1 protein-coding gene is annotated in these 1,065 nt (G+C 46.5%); it reads right to left on the minus strand.

Translation table 11 applies throughout. The annotated features are described in order from the left end of the window. Positions 1-973, minus strand: a 973-nt coding sequence (gene ychF, locus A3729_RS03805) for a redox-regulated ATPase YchF (RefSeq protein WP_068633212.1), incomplete at its 3' end; no start/stop codon positions are given. Between the last annotated feature and the right edge of the window lie 92 nt (positions 974-1,065).

Raw genomic sequence — 1,065 nt, forward strand, 5'->3', positions numbered from 1 at the left:
AGGCAATTACTTCGGCCCGAATGAAGCCTTTTTCGAAGTCTGTGTGAATCACTGCAGCGGCTTTAGGGGCAGGGTCGCCTTGCTTCATTGTCCAGGCGCGAACTTCTTTTACACCTGCAGTGAAGTAGGTTTGTAGACCAAGTAGCTCGTAGCCAGCTCTAATGACACGATCAAGGCCTGGCTCTTCCATGCCAAGGTCTGCTAAAAATTCATCGCGTTCTTCGTCATCCAGCTCAGCAATTTCTGCTTCTAGCTTATTACAGATCACGACGACTACAGCGTTTTCTTCTGCTGCGATTTCACGAACTTTATCTAGGTGAGGGTTGTCTTCAAAACCGTCTTCATCAACGTTGGCAATATACATTGTAGGCTTGATTGTAAGCAGGCAAAGCTCTTTGATAATTGCTAGTTCATCATCATTCAAACCAAGGCCGCGAACCGCTTTTGCTTCGTTCAAGTGAGGGAGTAGTTTATCCTCAAGTAGGCTCAGAGCATTCTTCGCATCTTTATCACCGCTCTTGGCTGTTCTGGTGAAACGCTTGATAGCCTTTTCTACGGTATCAAGGTCAGATAAAGCAAGCTCGGTATTAATTACATCAACGTCGGCTTGAGGGTTCACCTTGGCAGAAACGTGAACAACGTTTTCATCTTCGAAGCAGCGTACAACGTGAGCGATAGCGTCTGTTTCTCTAATATTAGCCAGGAACTGGTTACCGAGGCCTTCGCCTTTAGATGCGCCTTCTACTAGACCGGCAATATCAACAAACTCCATTGTAGTTTGGATAACCTTCGCTGGGCTGACAATGGCTGCAAGCTTGTCTAGGCGAGGGTCTGGCATGCCAACAACACCAGCGTTAGGTTCGATAGTACAGAAAGGAAAGTTTTCTGCGCCGATACCTGCTTTGGTAAGTGCGTTGAATAAGGTTGATTTGCCGACGTTAGGAAGGCCGACGATGCCGCAGTTAAAACCCATAATCTGAATCCCAGGCTGTAAAGTATAATTAGAAAAATTGGGCGCAAGTATACAGTAGGGTAGCGGGACAGTTAAGTATAAAAGATGAGCGC

The organism is Oleiphilus sp. HI0043 (genome assembly GCF_001634935.1).